Annotated in this window: 12 protein-coding genes and 1 pseudogene; 8 read left to right on the top strand and 5 right to left on the bottom strand. The window is 71.2% G+C overall.

What is annotated here, in order from left to right:
• Window positions 1-3: 3 nt before the first annotated feature.
• Window positions 4-4,323, bottom strand: coding sequence for a hypothetical protein (locus tag F4560_RS45570; protein ID WP_184920321.1), 4,320 nt, complete (start codon window positions 4,321-4,323; stop codon window positions 4-6).
• A gap of 54 nt (window positions 4,324-4,377) precedes the next feature.
• Between F4560_RS45570 and F4560_RS14340 the strand changes: the two genes are divergently transcribed.
• The 4 genes from F4560_RS14340 to F4560_RS14325 all read left to right on the top strand — a co-directional run bounded on the left by F4560_RS14340 (window position 4,378) and on the right by F4560_RS14325 (window position 10,338).
• Window positions 4,378-4,764 (top strand): hypothetical protein, encoded by a 387-nt coding sequence (locus tag F4560_RS14340; protein ID WP_184920320.1) that lies wholly within the window; start codon window positions 4,378-4,380, stop codon window positions 4,762-4,764.
• A 65-nt stretch (window positions 4,765-4,829) separates the two neighbouring features.
• Window positions 4,830-5,477 (top strand): SMODS-associated NUDIX domain-containing protein, encoded by a 648-nt coding sequence (locus F4560_RS14335; protein ID WP_221483493.1) that lies wholly within the window; start codon window positions 4,830-4,832, stop codon window positions 5,475-5,477.
• A complete protein-coding gene (locus tag F4560_RS14330) occupies window positions 5,474-6,598 on the top strand; it encodes a hypothetical protein (protein WP_184920315.1) in 1,125 nt (374 codons plus the stop codon). The genes F4560_RS14335 and F4560_RS14330 overlap by 4 nt, the downstream gene beginning before the upstream one ends.
• Window positions 6,598-10,338, top strand: a complete 3,741-nt coding sequence (locus F4560_RS14325; protein ID WP_184920313.1) for a CHAT domain-containing protein — start codon at window positions 6,598-6,600, stop codon at window positions 10,336-10,338. Before F4560_RS14330 ends, F4560_RS14325 begins: the two co-directional genes overlap by 1 nt.
• Before the next feature lie 6 nt (window positions 10,339-10,344).
• Here the strand turns inward: F4560_RS14325 and F4560_RS14320 are convergent, their stop codons facing one another.
• Genes F4560_RS14320 through F4560_RS14315 form a run of 3 tightly spaced genes read right to left on the bottom strand, consistent with a single transcriptional unit; the run spans window position 10,345 to window position 12,793 of the window.
• Window positions 10,345-11,610 carry a hypothetical protein gene (locus tag F4560_RS14320; RefSeq protein WP_184920311.1) on the bottom strand — a complete coding sequence of 422 codons (1,266 nt, stop codon included), beginning with the start codon at window positions 11,608-11,610 and terminating at the stop codon, window positions 10,345-10,347.
• The gene (locus F4560_RS43510; protein WP_221483492.1) at window positions 11,607-11,942 is read right to left on the bottom strand and encodes a CHAT domain-containing protein; all 336 of its coding nucleotides are present in this window, start codon (window positions 11,940-11,942) and stop codon (window positions 11,607-11,609) included. Before F4560_RS43510 ends, F4560_RS14320 begins: the two co-directional genes overlap by 4 nt.
• Window positions 11,906-12,793: a hypothetical protein gene (locus tag F4560_RS14315; RefSeq protein ID WP_221483491.1), complete on the bottom strand. Its 888-nt coding sequence runs from the start codon at window positions 12,791-12,793 to the stop codon at window positions 11,906-11,908. Before F4560_RS14315 ends, F4560_RS43510 begins: the two co-directional genes overlap by 37 nt.
• A 497-nt stretch (window positions 12,794-13,290) precedes the next feature.
• Between F4560_RS14315 and F4560_RS14310 the strand changes: the two are divergent.
• The 4 genes and pseudogenes from F4560_RS14310 to F4560_RS14295 all read left to right on the top strand — a co-directional run.
• Window positions 13,291-13,759: pseudogene (locus F4560_RS14310) on the top strand (transposase); the annotation flags it as partial.
• 322 nt (window positions 13,760-14,081) lie between these two features.
• Window positions 14,082-14,903: an NAD-dependent epimerase/dehydratase family protein gene (locus tag F4560_RS14305; RefSeq protein ID WP_221483490.1), complete on the top strand. Its 822-nt coding sequence runs from the start codon at window positions 14,082-14,084 to the stop codon at window positions 14,901-14,903.
• The gene (locus tag F4560_RS44460) at window positions 14,900-15,856 is read left to right on the top strand and encodes a YdcF family protein (RefSeq protein ID WP_184920307.1); all 957 of its coding nucleotides are present in this window, start codon (window positions 14,900-14,902) and stop codon (window positions 15,854-15,856) included. Before F4560_RS14305 ends, F4560_RS44460 begins: the two co-directional genes overlap by 4 nt.
• 7 nt (window positions 15,857-15,863) lie before the next feature.
• Complete coding sequence (locus F4560_RS14295) at window positions 15,864-16,514, top strand: HAD-IA family hydrolase (protein WP_184920305.1); 651 nt, start codon at window positions 15,864-15,866, stop codon at window positions 16,512-16,514.
• A 36-nt stretch (window positions 16,515-16,550) separates the two neighbouring features.
• Here the strand turns inward: F4560_RS14295 and F4560_RS14290 are convergent, their stop codons facing one another.
• The gene (locus F4560_RS14290) at window positions 16,551-17,699 is read right to left on the bottom strand and encodes an MFS transporter (protein ID WP_184920303.1); all 1,149 of its coding nucleotides are present in this window, start codon (window positions 17,697-17,699) and stop codon (window positions 16,551-16,553) included.
• Between the last annotated feature and the right edge of the window lie 5 nt (window positions 17,700-17,704).

The raw sequence follows: 17,704 nt of genomic DNA, 5'->3' as shown, positions 1-17,704 counted from the left end.
CCGTCACGGACCGGCGACGCCTCGGCCGGCCCGTGCGCCGGCTCGCTGTTCCACGACGTCCGTCAGCGCCACCAGCACCTCGCGTGCCGACCGGGACAAGCCAGGGTCGGCGAGCCGGTCCGCCAGCCACTGCGCGATCGCCACGGACTCCCGCAACGCGGTGGGGGTGGCCGGACCGGGTGTCCACTGGCTCACCGCGTGCGCGGCCGCCACCCGCAGCCGTTCACCGTCGTCCAACGCCTCGACCAGCGGAACCCAGTCGCCGAGGTAGCCGGCGCCGATGAGCCTGGCCTCGCGCAGGCTGGAGTGCTTCGCGTCGAGACCGGTGTCGTGCAGCAGGCGCACGATGTTCGCCACCTCGGCCTCCTGCTCACCCTGGTCGTGCGCGAGCCTGGCCAGGTACCCGACCGACGACAGCATGTCGGCTGCCGGCGCGAGTTCCAGCACGCCGTAACGCGGGCTGCTCACGAGGACCGGTGCCTGGTCGGCGTACTCCGCGACCAACGGCCGGATCCGGGGGAGTGCCTCCGTGAGACCGGCCGTGGCGACGGCGACGGCCCACAGCGGGGTCGCGCTGTGCTCCACCAGGCCGTCCAGCTCGGCGGGCACCTCGTTCGGCCGCCTTCCGTCGCGGTGGAAGTCGTCCGCGGCCAGGGCGCCGAGCCCGGTCGACCCGGCACGGGCACGGGCGATCGAGGTCGACCACGGCCACGTGAGCCTGCCCCGCACGTTCCGCTCGAACAGGGTCTCCGCGCACGTCTCGGCGAGCCGGGCGCCTTCCGCCGCGTCCACCACCGCGACGGCGTTCAGCAACGCGGCGCACCCCTCGAACCGGTCCTCCTCCACCACGGGGACGAGGTCGCGCACCACTTGGACCACATGCGGCACCGCGGCACTCCCGGCGTGCGGCAGCGCGGCGGCGGCGATCAGCAGCAGGTGTTCACCCGACGTCGCTGACGCCGCCGCGACGAATGCGTCCGCGTGCTCGGTCAGCGCCTGGTGGGCGATCAGTTCCGCCTCGCGCACGGGCAGGTCCGCCAGCCCGTACACGCTGTCGACTTCGCCGACGAACGCGCCAAGGCCGTGCAGAGAGTCGGCCACCTCGTCCGCGATCTCGTAGCGGAACCTCCGTTCGAGCAAGGCCTCCGGATCGGCCAAGTGCCGCAGCAGATTCACGCGCTCGTCCTGCAATGACACCTTGCGCGCGACCACGGCCGTGCGCGGCAGCTCTGCCTCGACCGCGGCGAGCCGGTCACGCAGGTGGTGGACGTACGCCTCCTGCAGCCGCGGCGGCACCGCCGAGCCCAGGCGCAACAACGCAGTCCACGCCTCGTCCGCCACCGCCCAGGTCGGGTCCGAGACCAGTTCGCCGATCAACAGTTCCAGCCCTGGCACACCGACGACGGCCCGCAACGCCGCCACCTTCGTGCCATCCGACGCCACCGGGTCCAACGCCGGCGCCGCCACCTGCCGGAAGGCCTCGTCCACCCGGTCACGGTCCGGTCCGGGGCGCATGCCACGGCGGAGCGCCGCCATCCCGTTGAACGACCCGGTCTCGACCAGAACGTGGTAGGCGTCCGGCCTGCCGAACGCGACGAGCGCCCGCACCGCGCGGTCCACCTCCGCGCCGCTGCGCCAGTCCTGGTCCAGCACTTCCCGTTGCGCCACGAGGAAGCGCGACACCAGATCGGCCGGCGGGTGACGGAGCCGGGCGAGCAACGCGCCCGCGAACGGCGGGTCCGTGTCGATCGCCTCGGTGACGATCGCCTGGGTGATCCTGGAACCCGTGCCGGCGAGTTCCACCGCGAGCAGGCAGGACTCGCGCCAACGGAACCGGCGTGCCCGCAGCCGCACCTCGTGATCGGACATGCGGTCCAACGCGAGCGCGGCGAAGTGGTCGAGCTGTGCCCGCGACCGGAACGCCCTCGCGTCACCGCCGTCGTCGAGAACGTGCGCGGCGACGGCCGGCAGACCGGTCTTCTCCTCCTCGCCGAGTCCCGCCGTGAACACCGCCGCGCTCGTCAGCGCGATGTGGCCGATGCGGATGAACTCCGCGAGGCCGGCGGGAAGCTGCAACACGCGGTGCGATTCCGGCCAGGTGGTGGGGAGCCGGTCGAGGAGCAGCCGGCCGTACGCGGGCTGCGTCCGCCGCAGCACCACGAGTCGCTCGATGTGGTCGTAGACCTGCTGAGGGGTGAGCGGTCGGATCCGCACCTCGGGAAACATCGGCGGCGCGTGGTCGGAGTCGCGTTCGAGCACCACCACGGGCGTGCGGGGGTAGCGGCGGCGGAGTTCGCGCAGCCGGCGGCCGACCCGCGCGCGTGCTGGCGGTGGGAGCAGGCCGAAGTCGTCCACGACGAGGTGCGCCGCGCCGAGGACGAGCAGGGCGCGCTCAGGCAGCGCGTCGTCGCCCCGGTCGGCGATCGCCCGCGCGTCCACGTGCGCCACCATCCGCATCGGACCGTCGAGCGCGGTTCGGGCGCGTTCGCCGACCACGTCCAGCGCCATCCGGTACGCGAGCGCTCGCATGGCGGTGGTCTTGCCCCCGCCCGACTCGGCGACCAGGGTGCACTCCATCCGGTCGGCCACGAGCCGCCAGACCTGACCGAACTCGCCGCCCTCCGGGCCGACCGCGTCGCCGTCGAGCTCGACCAGTTCGACGGCATCGTCGGCGAAGCCGATCACCACCCGGCCCGCTTCCTCCCGGCGCGTGTTCCGCAGCACCTGGTCGCGCAGGTCGTCCACGGCGACCGATGGACCGACCGCCGCCGCCAGTGCGGAGACGAACCCCACCGCCTCTGAGGTGGCGGGGCGGAGCACGGACGTGACCGCGTGCAACACCGGTTCGAGATCCACCCAATGGGTGAACGGTCCGGCGTCGGCCAGCCACTCGCCCGCCACGGACGCGACCGCGGCGGCAACCCGCAACCGCGCGTCGGTCTGGTTATCGTCGTCCCACTTGACGGTGCGGTGGGCGCACAGCAGCAGCATCGCCGCGTGCGCGGCCCACCACTCGTCCCGGAACGGGTAGGCCCTCGCCGCCTGCGCACGGATCGCGAACAGCACTCGAAACGCGGCGGACACCGGCCCGTCCCCGACGACGCCCGCGCACGCCGTCCCGACGTCGTCGGCGGCGCAGCCCAGCGACAGCAGCCGGCCGGCGAGCCCCAACGCCCGTTGCAGCCGCAACAGTTCGGCGAACCCCAGTTCCGAGTGGACGTTGCGCAACAGGCAGACCTCCAGCCACGCCGGGTCGACCAGCACCGGCTGCTCCTCGGCCGTGCGCGCGTAGTCGATCAGGATCACCTGGTCGCCGCCCGGCACCACCATCACGTTGCGCGGGTTGAGATCGCCGTGCACCACGGTGAGCGCGCGACCGAACCTGGTGTCGGTCAACGCCTTGCGCAAACCTGCGGACGGGTCGCCGCACCGCACCCCGTCGGCTACCACCCAGTCGTCAGAGCCGTGGGCACCGCCAACGCGCGTGAAGCTGCCGAACGCGCCCGCGATGCGCTCGGCGTGCCAGTCGAACCGCGTCCGCACCACGTGACCGCTCACGACCGAGCCCGGGTCACCGCCCTCCAGCAGGACCGTGATGTCCTCAAGCCTGCCGAGCGGCGTCCCTGCCCACCACTCCACGTCCTTGAGCCTGATCCCGCTGCCCGCCACGACCCCGTCCGCGCCGAGGGACGTCTGGAAGATTTCCTCCCCCAACGTGTGGTCGCAGTCCACTTCCCCGGCGCGGAGGACGATGTCCGGGCCGAGCGTCGCGTTCAAGTCGCGCAGCGACTTGTGCTTGCGGAGCGCCGTCCGCTGGTGGAACGGCGACGCCATGCCGGTGAAGAGGCGTTCGACCGCGAGGACGGCGCGATCGCTGTCGCCGTGGCGGACAAGGTCCTCCAACGTGATCGCCTCGGTGTCCGGACTGCCCGCGAACTGCGCCACGTGGTCGTACACCAGCGCTTCGAGCTGGTCGGACGATCCGTCCGCGGGCACCGACGAGGCGTCGATCGGCGCGCAGACGGCGTTGACGTGGGACTGCACGATGTCGGTGTAGTTCCGCAGCTCCCTCATCATCTCGGCTGCCGGGGCGATCTTCGCGATCCGGCGCAGCTGCTGGTCGCCGCGGTGCAGGAGCACCTGCGCGACCACCGCGCCGCTGAGACCGCCGCCGATGAGCCCGGTCACCTCGATGTGGTCGGGCGTGACGCTCCACCCGCCGGGCAGCGGGCGCGGCGGAATCCGGCGCAATGCCGTCCGTATTTCCGCAATTCTGCGGACCGTGAGGTTGATGTCGGGCGCGAAGGTTATTTCCACGTCCACCACAGGACCCCCGTTCGGAGCGGAACGTAGAGTCTGCCGGCAGGGTGGTACCCGGTGGCACTCGACATGGGTGGGAGCGGGATGGGCGATGCGGCCGAGTGGGCGCGGATCTGCGCGGAGTTCCAGGAGATCCTGCGGGACGCGAACCGGTTCGGGTTGCGCGCGCGGCTGACCCGGCTCGTGGAGCGCACACGTGCCGGCACCCGGGCGCTGCCGGAGTGGCGCGTGCTGCTGGCGGACATCGAGCGGCTGCGTGCGGCGGAGGAGTCCGGCGGGTCGCGCAACGGCGACTCCGACCGGCCGTGGCGGCCGTGGTCGGCGGCACCGGAGGCGTCCGACCACGTGTGCCCGGACGAGGTGTGCGACCGGCTGGCCACGCCGGTGCTCGGGCGGTCACCGAGCTGCGACTTGTTCGCGGCGGACATGCGGCCGAGCGGGTAGCGGGTATGGGTTCGCTGGTCTTCCGGCCTGGCCCACGGCCGAGCAGTGCACGACCCAGCCGGGCCGTGCGGATCTCCTACTGCGCGTTGCTGCGCATCCGGGACGACGACCGGTTCGTGCTGTTCCACACCTCCTCCCGTCCGGGCGCCTATGCACCGCCCGGCGGCGTGTTCAAGTACTTCCCGCCCGCGGTCGAACTGCTGGAACACCTGGGCTTCCAACCCGAGCGGCACAGCTCGCGCGGCGTGCGCACGCGGGCGGACCTGCGGGGTGTGCTGCCACTGCGCTCGTTCGCGGGCTTCCGGCAGTGGTTTGCCAGCGGCGCCTACCGGGAGGACGCCCAGGAGTGCCTGCGCCGGGAGCTGACCGAGGAACTGACGGAGGTCGGCTTCCCCGACCTGGGCGACCGGGTGCGCGAGGTCGGCCTGGCGCACGTGCGGACGGTGTCGGAAGGCCCGTACCCGGTGTCCGGCAAGGACTACCGCCAGGCCCGCCTGTTCGAGGTGCACGACCTGGTGGTCACCGGCGGCGCCTCGGAACGCCTGAGGGAGGCGGTAGTGGCCCTGAGCGTCGACCCGGGGGTGTCGACGGTGGTCAGCGCGACCGCCGCGGAGATCGTGCACGGACGGGCCGGGCACTCCCTCATCGCGCCGCACACTGCCTACCTCGTCGGCACCCGGCGCACCGGGGCCGACCTGCCCCCGGTCCAATGACCGCGCTCGAACCGCGCGAGATGACCGTGCGGCGGTGGTCGGCGGGCGGCACGCGGGTTCGGCCGGTGACCACGGCGGCCGTCGGACGGCCCGTCCTCGACGTCGACGGGAACGGTCGGGTGCGGATGGTGGTCCGCGTCGAACTCGGCGACCTGCTCCCCAGGTGGCGTCACACCGCGCTGTTCCTGCGCGTCGGCTTGGATGACAACCGGATCCGGCCGGTGGACCTGTGGTGCGACGCGGGCGTGCCGGTGGCCGTCTCCGGCCTCGGCGATCGCACGTTCGGGTGGTTCCTCGGTGGCTTCAACGACCGTGCGCTCGATGTGCGGCGCTTCACCGCGACCGCTGCGCTGGACGTGCCCGACGGTGTCGACGTGCTCGCCGTGCGGGTACGGCTCGACGCCTCGCTGACCGGTCCGCTCCTGCCTGTGGTGCCGCTGCGGAGGATCCGCCACGCCCGCGTCGAGCGGCCGTGGGTGTTCACCGAGCCGCTGCCCGCGGACCGACGGGCGCCGGTCGGCCGTCCGGTTCGGACCGTGCCGTCGACCACTCCGACCGTTCGTCTGTGCCTGGCCGCCGACGTGGAGAACTACCGCCGGTTCCGCAACCCCGAAGCGGCCCGTGCCCAGGAGCGGTTCCGCGAACTCCTGAGCATGGCACGGGAACTCGCGGGTGTGGACGAGTCGGCCGTGCGGGTGGAGAACGCGGGCGACGGGCAGTTCGCCGTCCTGCCCACGGGGCTGGACGAGACCGCGGTAATCCCCGGTCTGGTGGCGGGCCTCGGCACGGCACTGCGACGCGCGAACGCCGATCTCAACGACCACGCCAGGCTGCGCATCCGGGTCGCGTTGCACCGGGGCACCATCGGCGCGGTGCCCAACGGGTGGGTCGGCACCGCCGCGATCGCCGTGCACCGAATGCTGGACTCCGCGCCGCTGCGCCGGGCGCTGGCCACGACACCGCGGGCCGACCTGGCGCTGATCGTGCCCGACTCGCTCTACCGGGACGTCATCGCGCACGGCTACGGCGACCTCATTCCCGAGTCGTTCCACCCGGCCACGGTGGACCAGCCGGAGAAGGGGTTCACCGAGCCCGCCTGGATCCACGTCCCGGAACGCTGATGACCGAACCAGACCCGCGCGCGTTCACCGCCGCCGCCGCCCCGCTCTTGCAGGCCGCCGAGGCGACCGGCGACCAGGAGGCGCTCGACCGGGGGATCAAGCTGCTCACCGCCGGTCTGGAAGCCACCGCCCAGGACGATCCGATGCGCCCGGCCCGGCAGGGGAACCTGGGCAGCGCGTGGTCGCTGCGCTTCCACCTGCGCCGCGACCCGCGGGACCTCCGGACCGCGCTGGACCTGCTCACCGAGGCGACCGAGCGCACCGGACCCGGCCACCCGCACCGCCCGAACTGCCACCTGTTCCTCGGCGTCGCCCTGCTTCGCGGACTCGATCTCGCCCCAGATCCGGAAGTGCTCACGGCCGCGGTCACCGCCTTGGAGATCGCCGCCACCGACGCCACCGACAACCTGCCGCTCTACCTGGTCAACCTCGGCGACGGGCTGCGCGTGTCGTTCGAGTGGCAGGGCGACCGGGAGGACTTGGACCGCGCGGTGGCCGTGTTGAAGGAAGCGACCCGTCTCGCACCGGCCAACCCGATGGCTGCCGGAGCCCTCGGCGGCGTGCTGTTACGTCGGTACGCCGCGACAGGCGGCGTCCAAGACGGGCTCCGCGCGCTGGAACTGCTCCGCGACGCAGTCGGCTCGACGCCGGAAGGGCATCCGGTCCGCGTCGTGGCCGCGTGCAACCTGGGGCACCTGCTCATCGAACTCCACCATCGGACCGGCGGTCACGGGTTCGTTGACGACGCGCTCACCATGCTCTCCGACCTCCTGCCGAGCACACCCCCGGGCCACCCCGAGCGGTCGCGCTGCCTGCTCGGGCTGGGCACCGCCCTGCGCCTGCGAGGCGCTGCGAAAGGCGACGTCGAGGTGGTCGAACGGTCCGTCGACGTGCTCCGCGCCGCGCTGGCGGACGGCGGCGTCGACCACGCGCGGAAGGCGTTCGCCCTGGCCAACGCGCTGCGCGAGCGGTTCGACCTGACCGGCGCGCTGGACGCGTTGGCGGAGGCGGTCACGCACTACCGGTCGGCGGTCGCCGCCGTGCCCGACACGAGCCCCGACCGCGTTCTGTTCACCACCGGGCTCACCGCGGCGCTGAGGCTGTCGTTCGAGCACGCCGGTGACGAAGACGCGCTCGCCGAGGCACTGCACGAGCACGAACGCGTGCTGCCGACCGGGACGGCGCGGGTGTTGAGCGGGTGGAGTGCCCTGTTGCGCACGGCGTTCCGGCGCAACGGAGACCTCCTCGTGCTCCAGGAGTCCACCAAGGCCGCGCAGGACGCCGTCGACGCGCTGGAACCCGGCGACCCCAGCCGTCCGGAGCTGTTGTCGAGCCTGGCGATGGCCCTCACCGAAATGGCGGGGCGGACCGGTCGGACCGACCTGCTCGACCATGCCCTCACCATCGCCGAGGCGGCTGTCGACGAGACCCCACCAGGGCATGCCGACCACCCGGTCCACGCCACGAATCTGTCGACCGCACTGGGCACCCGGTTCGAGCTGACCGGCGACGTGGCGGCAATCGACGCGGCGGTCCGGGTGGCGCGCGCGGCGGTCGACGGAAACCAGCCGCTCGACCCGCGACGCGCCGCCTACCTGACGAACCTCGGCAACGTGCTGATGCGCCGGTACGAGCACACCGGCGACACGCCGTCGCTGGACGAGGCGATCGCCGTGCACCGCGACGCCGTCGAGGCCGCCGCCGAGGGCCACCCGCACCGCCCCCACTCGCTGACCAACCTGGGCAACGCGCTGTCGGCCCGGTTCGAGGTGGAGCGCCGCGACGAAGTCCTGAAGCAGGCCGTCGAAACGCTGGCCGCGGCTGTCCACGCCTCCGCGCCCGGTGATCCGTCCCTGCCCGGCCGGCAGGGCAACCTCAGCTCAGGGCTGGTGGACCTGCACCGGCGCACGGGTGACATGGAACTGCTCGACATGGCGATCGCGTTGCGGCGCGAAGCACTGGACGCGCTCGACCTGGGACACATCGACCGTCCGACCCACCTCGGCGGACTCGGCACCACGTTGTTCCGACAGTACGAGGTCACTGGCGAACCTGCCACCATGGACGCCGCGATCACGGCCCTGGACGACGCCGTCGACAGCACACCACCGGGCGACCGGCGTGCCGCCACCCACCTGTACAACCTCGGCAACGCGCACGCGACGCGCTTTCGGCGGCTCGCCGACCCGGACGGCCCGGGTGCCGCCCACGACGCCTATCGCCGCGCGGTGGCCGAGGTGGGCGCTCCGGTGCTGATCCGCGCGTCGGCGGCCCGCGCGTGGGGCGAGTTGATGGGCGAGGTGGGCGATCATGTGGCCGCGGTGGAGGGCTACGGGCACGCCGTGGACCTGCTGGACACGCTGGCGTGGAGAGGTCTGGGCCGCCGTGACCAGGAACTCCTGCTGACGAGGTTCGGCGCCGTCGCGGGGGAGGCGGCTGCCGCGGCGATCTCCGCCGGTGTGCCGGAGTGCGCGGTAGAACTGTTGGAGCAGGGGCGTTCCGTGCTGTGGAACCAGGTTGTCGGCGTCCGCCGCGACCGGGCCGACCTCCCACCCGCGACGACCGCCCGGCTGGACGAGTTGAGAGCGGCGCTGGACGGTTCGACCGGTGACGCGGACCGGCGCACCGCGTTGGCCGCCGAGTGGGACCGCCTGGTCGCGTCCGTGCGTGCGGACGGCTTCCCGGACTTCCTGCGCGCACCGTCGTTCGACCGACTCCGGGCGGTCGGCGACCACGGGCCGGTCGTGGTCGTGAATGCCGCGTCGAGCCGGTGCGACGCGCTGGTCATCGCTGACGGCCGGATCGAGGTCGTCGAGCTCGGTCGGCTCGACCCCGGTGAGGTCGCCCGGCTGTACCTGGACACCGTGGTGCGCGTCCGCGACTACTACGGCCTGCCGGGCGAGCAGCGGGCCGAGGTGAACGGCAGGCTCCGCGCCGTGCTGGAGTGGCTGTGGCGCTCGGTCGCGGAGAAGGTGCTGGCCGTCGTCGACGGCGCCGACCGGCTGTGGTGGTGCCCGGTCGGACCGTTCGGCCTCCTCCCACTGCACGCGGCACAGTGGTACGACCCCGTGACGCTGTCCGACACCGGTGTGCTCGATCAGGTCGTCTCGTCGTACACACCGACGTTGCGCGCGCTCCTCACCGCACGCGCGCGGCCCGAGGTGGAGGCGGACGTGCTGGCCGTCGCAATGCCGGAGACGCCCGGGAAGACACCGTTGCCACACGCGCTGGACGAGATCGCGTCCCTCGGCACGGTCAGGAGCGTGCTGGACTCCGCGCAGGCGACCGTGACGGCGGTCCGCACGGCGGTGTCGGGGCACTCGTGGTTGCACTACGCCGGGCACAGCAGCCAGGACCTGCGCCACCCCGCCGAGACCCGACTCGACCTGCACGACGGCGGCCTGGCGGCGATCGACCTGGCCCGGTTCGACCTCTCGACCGCCGAGTTCGCCTACCTGTCGTCGTGCGAGAGCGGAATCGGCGGCGCGGACCTGCCGGACGAGGCGATCCACCTCGCGGGCGCGTTCCACGTCGCCGGCTTCCGCCACGTGGTGGCGAACCTGAACTCCGTCGGCGACAGCACCGCCCGCCTGGTCGCAGGAATGGTGTACGAGCGGCTGCGCGCACCGGGACGGCTCACCGCAACGGACGCCGCGCGGTGCCTCACCGAAGTGCTCAGGGAAGTGCGCTCCGACCACCCGCTCGCGGCCTGGATCGGCTACCACCACATCGGCCCCTGATCGCCGTCATTCCGCCGGCGGCCGGTCGGCGTCGTCGAGCCCCAGGGACTGGCGGATCACCGCGCGCGGCCGGCGCAGCGCTTCGGAGACCGAGTCCTCGTCACTCAGCGCGAAGGACTTCAACGGGAACTCGTAGAGCTGTCGCGCTAGGGCAGGGTTCCACAAGAGCAGCCAGTAGTGGACGTTCCCGACGATCAGGTACCGCTCCGGGTGTGTCGGCCCGTAGTGCCGCAACGCGGTCTCGGCGATGTCGAGCAGCATGAGGACGGCGGTGTCCGGGTCGCCGACCATGACGTGTGACGAGGCGAAGTCCACCTGGATGTGCAGGGTCAACGGGTGGACGGGGCCGAGGACGCGCCGGGTCAGCTCCACGAAATCCCGCAGGATCTCGTGGTAGCGCGCCGAATCGTCGCCCCGAGGCGTTCTGATCTCCTGCCAGAGGGCGTGAAGGTGGAAGCGGTCGTCGTCGGAGTGCGGCACCGCGAGCGGGATCCGTTCCTCCTCGGGCAGTGGCTCCGGGTACTTGCGTCGAATCACGTGGCGGGAGATCGCGTCGCTGCTGTGCATCCCGGCGGCGAAGGTCACCTCCTTGCCACGCCCGTGCAGTTGCTCCGCATCGTCGTCGGAGGCCAACCACGTCACCGCGTAGCGGGCGAAGTCGTCGACCGCACGGTCCAGCTCGTGCTGGTCCGGATCAGGTGGCCGGGCGGCACTGCGATCGGTCACGAACGCCAGGAGCACCCTGACCGCGCGGGCGAGCTCTGGCTGGTACTGAGCCTTGGTCGCCGACCGGAGCCCGTCCATCTCCGGCGGAAGCAAGTCCGCCATCCGCAGCGTCCGGGCGCAGACGCCGATGCGGCTCAGCATGACCCCGAAGTCGAAGTAGCGAGCACGCCGGGAGCCGACCGCGTTCCGCGCCACGCCGATGAAGGTCTCGATCCACTGGCTGATCCGCTCCAGCTCGTGCGCCCACTGCTCGTCGAACCGGTCGGGGACGTCTCCCGTGCCGGGCACCCCGGCCAGCACTTCTTCGAACCGGTCGACCAGGGCCGGGTCCACGCCTCGGCCGCGCAGTTCGTCGGCGGCCCAGCCACCCATGTCCTGAAGCCGCGCGACCTCCGGTTCCGGATGACCCCGGGTGATCACCCCGGGCCACTCGACGTAGGCGCAGAAGACCTCTTCCAAGAAGAAGCCGATCTGGAACTCCGGGCAGGACGCGACCCGGGTGGCCGATGCCGGTGGTTCGATGTCGCGGTCCCGCGCCCCGGTCATGCGGCACCGAACAGCTGGAAACCCGCCCAGTGGTACGGGTGTGCGGTGGCGGGGTTCGCCGCTACCTGCTGCTGGGCCTCGCGCAACGCCGCCGCCGGCGACACCGGAGTGGCGAGCGCCGTGTAGAAGTGCCGCATGAGCAGGGCGGTCGAGGTGTCGGACACCGCCCACAGCGGCGCGAGGACCTGACGTGCGCCTGCCGCGAGGAACGCGCCGGGGAAGCCGACGTACTCCGAGCCGAACTCCACCGAGCCGGTACCCGCGTGGCACGCCGCGAGCACGAAGAGCCGGGCCCTCAGCCGGTACCGCGCCAGCTCGCCGTACCACAGCACTTCCGGTTCGCGCGCCCGTGGTAGCCCAACAGCCCGGCGTGGTCGACGCACCAACGCAGGCCGCTGATCGTGCGGTCGAGGTCACCGGAGTGCATCGTGGTGGAGTACTCGCGCCACCACCGGGCGCTGTCCGCGTCCAGGGTGGACAGTCGGTTCAGCGCGACTGCCAGCCGCTGCGGATCCGGTACGTCGGTCAGCACGGTGATCATCGCCACCAGCGCGTGGCACTCGCCCTCCACGTCTGCGGCACGGCGGTAGGCCTGCACGGCTTGCTCCGCGTGCTCCAGCTTCCGGCCCCGTACCCCGCGGATGTTCGGGAGCGACGCGAACAGGCCGAGCGCCGCCTCGGCTTCGACCACCGGGTTCCGTTCGGCGCGGGCCTGCCGCACGGCCTTCGTGAACGCCTCCCTCGCTTCTTCCGCTCGCCGCTCGTCCTTCAGCGCCCGTGCCTTCGCGACCCACTCGGCGGCGTCCGGCGTTCCGCAGTCCTCGGGCAGCTGGGCCGGCGCCCGTTCGGGGACCTGTTCGAGATCGTACTCACCGCGCCGCACAACCCTGATCATCGCGAGGTGACTGGCGAAGTACGTTCCGTAGTCATTCGCTCCGGTGTGGCGCATGAAGACCGCGGCGCTGTCGACGAGCCGTTCCGCCTCGTGGGTCAGCAACTCCGACCGTTCGGCGATCATGCGGAACTTGGCGCGGGGACTGCGTTCCACCATCAGCGCGAGGACCGCGTCACGTACCTCCTCGGAGATGACCTCACCCCGTCGGGCGAGTTGGCGCCAAGTCGCCGTGATGGCATCGGTGACGACTGCGCGTGCGGTTGCCAGTCGGTCCTCGGGCTCAGCCACGGCTCCTCCTGCGCAGATGCTCGGACCGGATCACCTCGGCCTCGGCGTTTCGCCGTGCTCCAGCAGGAACCGCATAGCCTCCGCCCGGACGCCATGCGCGATCTCCACGGCCCGGGGGTGTTGACTCAGCGCGGCCAGGATCCGGCCGTAGTCGGCGGATCGCGAAGTAGTTCGCTCATGGCCTGTGCCGCGGTCGGCTCTTGCCGGCTCGACTGGGGAACCCGTGAACAAATACCCTCCGCTGAACTTCTCCGCAGTCCCGGGTTCGGCGAACATCGCTACCGTTGTAGGGAGACTCCAATCGCCTTTCGGCGGACCAGTGTGCGGGCCAATCAGGTGGGCCTGCCGGGTCACAACCGGAAGTTGCGGGTGTCGTTCAGGGCGCCGAGCAGGTCGAGTTCGGGGGTGTCAGAGGACTTCGCGCCAGTGCAGCGCGTGAGCAGCAGTCAGAGGATGGGAGATCGAGCTGCTTCTCGGGTTCTCGCCTCGTCGACGCCGGGCCGGTGGTCAACCGCATGACCGGCGTATTCCGCGGAGAGGCCGAGGCCGACGCCAAGGGCGCCCGGATCATCGCCGAAACCGCCCGGATGCGCTCCGACCTCACCGAGGTCACCACACCCGACGGGCTGATCCCCGAGCTGACCCGGCTCACCTCCCACCGGACCGACCTCATGGCCGACTGGGTCCGGGGAGTCAACCGTCTTCGCGACCTGCTCACCGGTGTCTTTCCGGCACTGGAGCGGACTCATCGTCGGCACCGGCGGCACCCTGTCCGGATTTGCCGGCGCCGGCCGTCTCGCCTCCTACGCCGGACTCGTCCCCGTGTCCAAGGACTCCGGCCGCGTCACCGGAAACCTGCACCGCCCGAAACGCTACAACCGACGTCTGCGCCGCGTGTTCTACTCGGCCGCCCTCTGCGGCATCCGCGCCGACGGCCCCTCACGCACCTTCTACCAACGCAAACGCCGATCTTGATCTTGAATCAGTCCCGTTCTGCGGCGGCCTGACGGAGTGCCACGCCATGGTAGCGGGGTGGAATCACTATTCCATTCGAGGTGGCTTGATGTGACTCGGTTCTGCTCATGATGAGCGCCTTGTAGGTTGACGAATCGGCATCGCCGGGTATGTTGGGTAGCGGGTGCTGGGGTCGCTCGCCTGAATGGATCGGGGGAATGGTGGCGGGTCGGGTTCGCGGTCGGTTGGACCATTCTATCGCAATGTGTCGCATAGTCAGGCGAGTTGTTGTTCCAAGGCACCCCGAATTCAACTGCATGAATTGGGGGAGACTATGCATGTTGCAGTGACGGGTGGCGACGGTTTCATCGGGCGGTACGCCGTCGAATACTTGGAGCGGGAGGGGCACACGACGGTCTCGGTGGACCGCGCGTCGGGCGTGGACATCCTTGACGACAAGCTCCCGGCGGTGTTGGAGGGCACGGATGCCGTTATCCACCTGGCGGGTGTGCTGGGAACGGACGAGCTGTTCGACATGGTGGAAACGGCGATCGACGTCAACGTCAAGGGCACCTATCGGGTGCTCGAAGCGTGCCGCGAGAACGGGGCCAGGTTCGTGGGGATCACGATGCCCCAGGTGTGGCAGAACGTCTACCAGTCCACGAAGCTCTGCGCGCAGAACCTGGCCTACGCCTGGAACCAGAACTTCCAGGTGCCGGTCAGCCACGTGTGCGCTTACAACGCTTTCGGACCGGGACAGAAGCACTACGGCGTGCAGAAGATCGTGCCCACGTTTGCCATCGCGGGTTGGCGCGGCGTCCCCATCCCGATCTGGGGCGACGGGGAACAGACCGTCGACTTGGTCTATTCAGGCGACCTCGGCCGCATGCTGGCCGACGCGTGCGAGTTCGGCGACCGCGAGGTGTTCGACGGCGGCACGGGCACAGCGTTCACGGTCAACGAGGTGGCCCACAAGGTGCTGGAGGTGACCGGGTCGAAGGCCGGGGTGGAGCACTTGCCAATGCGCAAGGGCGAGACCAAGACGGACCTCGTGGCGGGCGGCCGTGGTTGGGAGCAGTTGGGGTGGCGGCCGGAGTTCCGTGACGAGGACTTCGAGCGCACCGTGTTGGCCTACCGCAGGTTCGCCGACGAGTGAGGGTTGTGGTGGACCGCTACACCTCGGTCCTGCATCGGTTGCTGCCGGTTGGCGGAGCGGACACCGGCGCCGGCGTGCAGGTGCTGGTCCCAGGAGGTGGGGCGTTCGGCCTGGTGTTCGGAGCAGGCGACCTGAGCGGGTGGTGGCAGGGGGAGCGCCCCGACCACACATGCCGGGCGATCGTGCCCGCAGCGGCGCTCGACGCCGTCGCGTCGGGGCGCTCGACCGGGTCGTCGGTCGTCATGTCCGGAGGAGTGGACCTGGAAGGCGACTGGACGCGGATGCATCGGGCGGCGTCGGGGCGTCGTTTCCGCACGTACGCGCGGCGCATTGCCGACGGGTTCGGTGGCGCGCCGCGCGAGCCCGAACCGCCGACGGACGCCGATCCGGTTGACGTGGTGGCGGTCCTCGCGGCACCCAACGATGGGAACGGAGCGCTCAGCCCGATGGCCCTTGAGCGCTTGGCCGTCACGGTCGCGGAACTCGAGCGCGATCCAGCAGCGCGGCTGGTGCTGACCGGCGGGTTCGGTTCCCAGTTCAACACAACGAGGCGACCGCACTGGTACTACAGCGGAGCGTGGCTGGCTGCCCGCGGTGTGTCGGCGGAACGTGTGGCGGCGCGGCTGGAGACCCGGCACAGCTATGACGACGTGCTGTTCCTGCACGACCTCGCCGGACGTGTCCCGCTGCGCCGCACTGTGGTGGTGACCTCTGACTACCACGCGGAGCGCGTTGCTTTCCTCCTTGGCCAGGTGCTGCCCGCCGCCGAAGTCCGGGCTGTCCGGCACAGCCTGGTCGACCCGGCCATGCTGGACCGGTTGCGGCGGCACGACATCGCCGCGCTGAGCAGCACCGTCGCCGCCACAATGCTGTTCGGCCCGGATCGACTGTCCGCCCGTCCGGTCTCCGGCGGCGACAGGGTCTGGCGGTTTCCTGAGACAGAGGGGACGTGATTCCCAGGTGCGGATCGAGTGCGACGCAGTGCTGTTCGACGTCGACGGGGTTCTGGTCGGATCGATGGAGTTGATCGAGAGCGTGCTCCGGGAGTGGGCCGCGGACGCGGGTCTGGAGCCAGACTCGGTGGTCGCACTCTCACACGGACGCCGGGATGTCGACCTCATCCGCCTGGTGGCACCAGTTCTGGACGCGGAAGCCGAGGCACAGCGGATCGCAGATCGCGAGGAGCACCTCCTGGCCGGGCTGCGCGAAGTGCCGGGTGCGGGTGCCTTGGTCGCGGCTCTGCCGGCGGGGTCTTGGTCGGCGGTGACCTCGGGCACCCGCAGAGTCGCGGCCGGCCGGTTGGCGGCGGCCGGGCTGCCGGTGCCGGTTCACCTGGTGGGGGCCGAGGACGTAGTCCGTGGAAAGCCCGATCCTGAGGGCTACTTGAAGGCAGCCCGACTGTTGGGCATCGCGCCGCAGCGGTGCCTGGTGTTCGAGGACGCCGTCGCGGGAGTCCGGGCCGCAGACGCGGCGGGAATGCGGTGCGTCGGGGTCAGTGCGGCGACGAGGGCGTTGGGAGATGAACTCGCGGGCTGGGTGGAGGACCTGCGGACGGTGTGCGTCCACGGGACCACGCGGGGCTTGTTCCTGGAAGTGGAGGAGGTTCGGTGATGCACGGCCCGCAGGCAGGTGCGGGACATAATTGACTCAGTGTGGGTCGGCCGGCGGGACTGCGCGTGACGTTCTGGCGGCGCGCGTCGCGGCTCCTGCGGCCGCACCGCCCAAGGCGATGGTGGCGATCAGCAACGGCACCGCCGCGATGTAGCCCGTGACCACGAGTCTGCTGATGACGGCAGGAAAGACGATGCTGCCGGTCATCGACGCCAGCACGGCGGCCCCGGAAAGCCTCGTTCCTCCGCCCGCCTGGGCGATCCATGCGAGGCCGGTCGGGAACACCGGCCCGAGCGCGAGTCCAGTCACGAGGTATCCGATCACCGCGGCGTGCGGCACCGCCGCGAGCACCAGACCGCCTGCGGCCCCGACCAGTCCCCCGACCACCAGGACGGGAGCCGACCAGCGGCGCGTGAAGACCACCGTGGCCGCCTTCGACACGGCGGTGGCGCCCCAGAAACACGCGACGAGCACGGCGGCGTCGGCGGCGGTGTTGCCCTGGCTCACCAGGTGTGCCGCCGCCCAGCTGCCGATGCCCGTCTCCACACCGCCGTAGCACAGGTACAGCAGGAGGAAACCAGTGAGCGCACGGCGCGGCACGCCGGACCGCTCCGCGTCATCACGCCGCTCGGAGACCTCGTCCGGCCACGTCGCCGTAGCTGCCGCGCCGAAGCACACCAGCGCGATGACGGCGACGGCCAACAACCCGTGCGCGGCACCGGCTCGCAGGGACAAGCTCGCGATCAGCGGACCGGCCACGGTTCCCAGCGCGAATACCGCATTGACCAGGTTGACCAGGGCCACGCCGTTGCGCCGGCGGGCGAACGCCATGTTCACGTTCATGCTGCCGAGCCCCGCGCCGAACCCGCTCAGACAGGCGCACAGCACCGACAGTCGCAGGTCGGGGGAGAAGAACAGGCCCGCGCAGCCGACCGCGTACACGACGATGGCGAACCGGATCGCGCCGCTGCCCGCCAGCCTGCCTCGGGATAGCGCCAGCATGGCGAGAAGAGAACCGCCGAAATAGCCCGAGATGACCAGGTATGAACTCGACGGTCCAGCGCCCGACTGTTGTTCGAACAGCGGCAGCAGCGGACCTAGACTTGACAGCGAGATTCCGATGAGGAAGAACAGTGCCAGCGACGACCGCGCACCGGGCATCGCGGACAGACCGAGCGCACGCATTGATT

Origin of the sequence: Saccharothrix ecbatanensis, assembly GCF_014205015.1 — a bacterium.
Lineage (GTDB): Bacteria > Actinomycetota > Actinomycetes > Mycobacteriales > Pseudonocardiaceae > Actinosynnema > Actinosynnema ecbatanense.
Note: the sequence above shows the minus strand (reverse complement) of the source record. Positions and strands in the feature narration are given on the sequence as shown.

Bases quoted from the DNA above. Each gene is read 5' to 3' on its own strand.
- F4560_RS14330 (WP_184920315.1), top strand. From the start codon at position 5,474: ATGACCGCGCTCGAACCGCGCGAGATGACCGTGCGGCGGTGGTCGGCG.
- F4560_RS14325 (WP_184920313.1), top strand. From the start codon at position 6,598: ATGACCGAACCAGACCCGCGCGCGTTCACCGCCGCCGCCGCCCCGCTC.
- F4560_RS14320 (WP_184920311.1), bottom strand. From the start codon at position 11,610: ATGACCGGGGCGCGGGACCGCGACATCGAACCACCGGCATCGGCCACC.
- F4560_RS14305 (WP_221483490.1), top strand. From the start codon at position 14,082: ATGCATGTTGCAGTGACGGGTGGCGACGGTTTCATCGGGCGGTACGCC.
- F4560_RS14290 (WP_184920303.1), bottom strand. From the start codon at position 17,699: ATGCGTGCGCTCGGTCTGTCCGCGATGCCCGGTGCGCGGTCGTCGCTG.